Annotated in this window: 4 protein-coding genes; 2 read left to right on the top strand and 2 right to left on the bottom strand. The window is 67.5% G+C overall.

Going from position 1 to position 4,682, the window contains the following annotated elements:
* Positions 1–761: NAD(P)H-dependent flavin oxidoreductase (locus ACN269_RS32595; protein WP_421476855.1), on the top strand; the 761-nt coding region annotated here is incomplete at its 5' end.
* Positions 762–769: 8 nt separating this feature from the next.
* Here the strand turns inward: ACN269_RS32595 and ACN269_RS32590 are convergent.
* Positions 770–1,948 carry an acyl-CoA dehydrogenase family protein gene (locus tag ACN269_RS32590; protein ID WP_421476853.1) on the bottom strand — a complete coding sequence of 393 codons (1,179 nt, stop codon included), beginning with the start codon at positions 1,946–1,948 and terminating at the stop codon, positions 770–772.
* Between the two features lie 80 nt (positions 1,949–2,028).
* On the opposite strand from ACN269_RS32590, the gene ACN269_RS32585 reads away from it, so the two are divergent.
* A complete protein-coding gene (locus tag ACN269_RS32585) occupies positions 2,029–2,829 on the top strand; it encodes an SDR family NAD(P)-dependent oxidoreductase (protein ID WP_421476851.1) in 801 nt (266 codons plus the stop codon).
* Positions 2,830–2,833: 4 nt separating this feature from the next.
* On the opposite strand, the gene ACN269_RS32580 is transcribed toward ACN269_RS32585, so the two are convergent.
* Complete coding sequence (locus ACN269_RS32580) at positions 2,834–4,594, bottom strand: N-acyl-D-amino-acid deacylase family protein (RefSeq protein WP_421476849.1); 1,761 nt, start codon at positions 4,592–4,594, stop codon at positions 2,834–2,836.
* Positions 4,595–4,682 lie beyond the last annotated feature (88 nt).

Here is a 4,682-nt window from a genome sequence, read left to right as displayed (position 1 = left end):
ATCGGGTGCGCGAGCTGACCGACAAACCGGTCGCAGCCAACCTGATGATCCAGGGCTGGAAAGACGACCCGACGATCGTCGACGTTCTGGCCGATGCCCAAGTGCGCCATGTCTTCACCTCCGCCGGGGACCCGGCGCTGTTCACCAAGCGGCTGCACGACGCCGGAATGACGGTCGTGCACGTCGTCGGTTCGCTGAAGGCCGCGTTGAAGTCGGTCGACGCCGGGGTGGACGCGCTCGTCGTCGAAGGCGTGGAGGGCGGCGGGTTCAAGTCGATGCTCGGCGCCTCGACGATGGTGCTGCTGCCGCTGGTGGCCGCACACGTCGAGCTGCCGTTGATCGCCGCCGGCGGGGTGTGCGATGCGCACTCGGCGGCGGCAGCGGTGGTGTTGGGCGCCGAGGGTGTGCAGATGGGCACCCGGATGCTGGCCAGCCGGGAATCGTTGGTACACGCCAATTTCAAGGATGCGATCGTGGCCGCCAACGATGCCGGCACCGTGTTGCTCGACATCCCGGGCAACCCCACGATGCGGGTGTTGCGGACCGGGTTGGCGGCGCGGGTGGCCACTCACGACCCGGACGCCAAGCTGCTGGGCAAGGTCACCGAGCTGTACTTCGACGGCGACCTGGAAGCCAGCGTGGCCAACACCGGCCAGGTGTCGTCGCGCATCGTCGACCTGATGCCGGTGGCCGACATCGTCCGGGAAACCTGGGCCGGGATCTCAGACGTGTTGGGGACGGCAGGAACTCGCGTCTGCTGACGCCGGCCTCACAGCGAGAAGTGATCGTCGATGACGCCGAGCCACACCTGAGCGGAGTCGATCGCCACTTTTTCGCTGATGAATGCGTGCTGCGTTCCGGTGTAGAGGTCGCGGAAGGCCCGTTCCAGCCGACTGCCCTCGCGAATCGAGCTGGTGCCCGCCACCAGGTGAGCCCATTCGCCGCAGTTCTTGGCCACACCGGTGGCGTACACCGCCGCGACTCGCATGTCGGCTCGCATCGTGGGGGTCAGCTCCTCGCCGGATTCCACCGCAGCCTCGGCCGTGCCGAACGTGTCGAGCACCAGCAGCCGCGCCGCCCGCCAGGCGGCGACGTGATGGGCCAGGCCGTTCTGAAAGGTCTCGCGGGTGGCCAGCGACGCCATGTCCGACATCCGGTACTTCGTCTGGGCCAATTCGGCGACGTCATCAAGCATGCTCTTGGACACCCCGAGCGCCCAGGCCGCGTGGCCGGCCGCTGTTACCGGCATCATGCCCAGGTGGCCTGCGGCCGACGTACCGCGCAGCGGCTCGCGGGTGAACAACCGGAAGGTTCGGTGCTCGGGAACGAACAGGTCGGCAACGTTGTAGTCGTAGGAGCCGGTGCCTTTCAGACCCTGAACGAACCACCCGTCAGTGAACGTCACCTGGTCGCGCGGCAGGACCGCGATCATCAGCTCGGGCTCACCCTCCCTGATCCAGCGCATCTCACCGTCATCCATAGGGATGAAACCCGCTGCAATGTAGGCTGAATGCCCGGTGCCGGAACCGAAGTTCCACGCGCCGGTGAGCCGGTATCCGCCGTCGGTGACCACACCCTGACCGTTGGGTGCGAACTGGCCACCCATCGTCACCCGGTTACCGTGCTCGGCGAACACCTCGGTGAATCCCTGGTCCGGCAGGTAGGTGGCAGCCGCGAACGACGAGGGCAGGTTGGCGATCCCGACCCACCCGAACGAGCCGTCCTGCCAGGCCATTTCGATCCAGGTTTCAATCATGTCGGCGAACGACGGCTCAATGCCATCGGCGACGATGGGGTTGAAGGCGGTCATCAGCCCGCTCTCCCACATTGCGTCGACAATCGGCGGTGTCAGAGTTCGACGGCGTTCCGACTCGGCGGCCTCGGCGGCGACGATGTCGCGCAGGCCCCGGGCCAGCTCAACGGGATTCGCATGTACGGACGTGGTCATCGGGAGGTCCTCGGTTCTCGAAAAGGTAGCCGAACGTGACGGTTGGCGGTGCTAGATTTCTTGCGTGAAAAGGGCATCGAATGAACACCTTTGAGAGCAAAGGCGTGCTGGTCACCGGCGCGGCTTCGGGTATCGGCAAGGCCACCGTGGCGCGGTTGCTCGCCGATGGAGCGACAGTCGTGGGTGTCGACACCGCCGACAACGCACCTGCTGACCTGGCGGGCGACCGGTTCCGCTATCTGCGCGCCGATGTGCTCGACAGCGATGCGGTCGGCATCGCGGTGCAGGCCGTCGTGGCAACCGTCGGCCGCCTCGATGGTGTGGTGCATTCCGCGGGAGTGGCCGGCGGCGGGCCCATCCACCTGCTGCCCGACGAGGAGTGGGACCGGGTGGTCGACATCAACCTCAAGGGCACCTTCGTGGTCACCCGGGCCGCGCTGAACCAGATGCTGGAACAGGACCGGGCCGGCGGTGAGCGCGGCGCGCTGGTCAACCTCGCCAGCATCGAGGGATTGGAGGGCACCGCCGGCGGCAGCTCGTACAACGCATCCAAGGGCGGTGTGGTGCTGCTGACCAAAAACATCGCGATCGACTACGGCCCCAGCGGAATCCGCGCCAACGCCATCTGCCCGGGCTTCATCCAGACACCGATGTTCGACTCGGTGGTCGGCATCGCCGGTATGGAGCAGGCCCGCGACGGTCTGCGCCACGAACACAAGCTGCGCCGGTTCGGCCGCGCCGGCGAAATCGCTGCAGTCGCCGCGTTCCTGCTCTCGCCGGACGCCAGCTTCGTCAGCGGACAAGCCATCGCGGTGGACGGCGGCTACACCGCGGGGCGCGATCACGGTGTCACCGACATGATGGGCCTGGGCGAGCAATAGCGAATCAGCGCGTGCCCCGAACCAGCCGGCCCGGACGGGCGCCGGTGTCGACGCCGTCGCGGCGGGTGACCACACCACTGACGATCGTGGCGGCATAGCCGGAGGCACCCTGGACCAGCCGATGCCCGCCGGCGGGCAGGTCGAACGCCATCCGCGGAGCGTGCAATGTCAGCGCATCCAGGTCGATCACGTTGAGGTCGGCCTTCTTGCCGACCTCGACGACGCCCCGGTCGGTGAGCCCGAACAGTTGCGCGGTGTCGTGGGATTGCTTGCGCACCACATACTCCAGCGGCAGCTTGGCGCCGCGGTGCCGGTCGCGGGCCCAATGGGTCAGCAGGAACGTCGGATACGACGCGTCGCAGATCATGCTGCAGTGCGCCCCACCATCGGACAGCCCGAGCACCCCGGCGGGGTGGGTCATCATCTCGCGGATCGCGTCGTGGTTGCCGTCGGAATAGTTGAACATCGGCAGCATCAGCATCGAGCCGGCGCCGCCTTCCAGCATCAGGTCATACATCGTGGCCAGTGGGTCTTGGCCGCGCTCACGGGCGATCGCCGCCACCGTGCGCTCGGCGGTGGGTTCGTAGTCGGGGGGCTCACCGATGGCGTAGAGCCGGTCCACCGAGTACTGGGCGAAGGCAAACATCCCGTCGAACAACACATCCGGGTCGATCGGTAGGTCCTCCTCGGCCAGGATGGCCGCGCGCAGCGCGGGTTCGGCCAGCCGGGCGGCGAGTTCCTCGCGGGTGCATTCGGCCTTGATCCGCCGGTAGGTGGGACGGTGGGTGAAGGCGTGGTGGCCGGGAAAGCCGAGCAGCATCCCGAACGGGCGCGCCGCGACCTGCGGGTGCAGCCGGCTGCCGGCCTCGTGCGCGGCCGCCGACATCTCGAGTTGCTCGCGCCACAGATTGGGGTCGGCGTCCACCTGGATCAGCGCGAAGCTCAGCGCGCTGTCGATCTCCTCGCCGAGCCGCCGCATCCACTCCAGCTCCTTCTTCGGTGCGACGATGTCCTCGCCGGCCGCGCCCTGCGGCGCCAACTCGAACACCGCACCGCCGCCGGCGGCCATTGCCCGCCCCAGTGCGAACAGTTCGTCTTCGGCCGCGAACGTGCCCGGGACCGGTTCGCCGTCCATCGCGCGGTGCGCCAGCGTGCGCGACGACGAGAAGCCCAGCGCGCCGGCCTCCACCGCTTCGGTCACCAACCGACTCATCGCCGCAATGTCCTCGGCGGTTGCGGGCTCGTTACGCGCGCCACGCTCACCCATCGCATACGCGCGGATGCTGCCGTGCGCGATCTGGCTGCCCATGTCCACAGTCAATTCACGCTTGCCGATCACGTCGAGATACTCCGGGTAGCTCTCCCAGCCCCAGGTGATCCCTTCGGCCAGGGCGGTTCCCGGGATGTCCTCGACCCCCTCCATCAACTCGATGAGCCACTTTTCGCTGCCGGGGCGCACCGGCGCGAACCCGACGCCACAGTTGCCGGCGACGACGGTCGTGACGCCGTGATTGCTGGACGGTTCCAGCACACTGTCCCAACTGACCTGGCCGTCGTAGTGGGTATGGATGTCGACGAAACCGGGCGCAACGACCTTGCCGGTGGCGTCGATGGTCTCGGCGGCCTCGCCCTCCAGCGGTGTCGAACCCGGCCCACGCCGACGCACCTCGACGATCTTGCCGTCCTTGACCGCCACATCGGCGTCATACCGATCCGCACCGGTGCCGTCCACCACGGTCCCGCCGACGATTTTCAGGTCGAACACGATTACTCCCTCGAATCCGCGGGTCAGCCGCTACGGTGGCCAATGTAACATCGTTACAGACGTGCGAGGCCGGGTTTGGAAGGGCGAA

The sequence above is a fragment of the Micromonospora sp. WMMD736 genome, assembly GCF_049179015.1.
Lineage (GTDB): Bacteria > Actinomycetota > Actinomycetes > Mycobacteriales > Micromonosporaceae > Micromonospora.
Note: the sequence above shows the minus strand (reverse complement) of the source record. Positions and strands in the feature narration are given on the sequence as shown.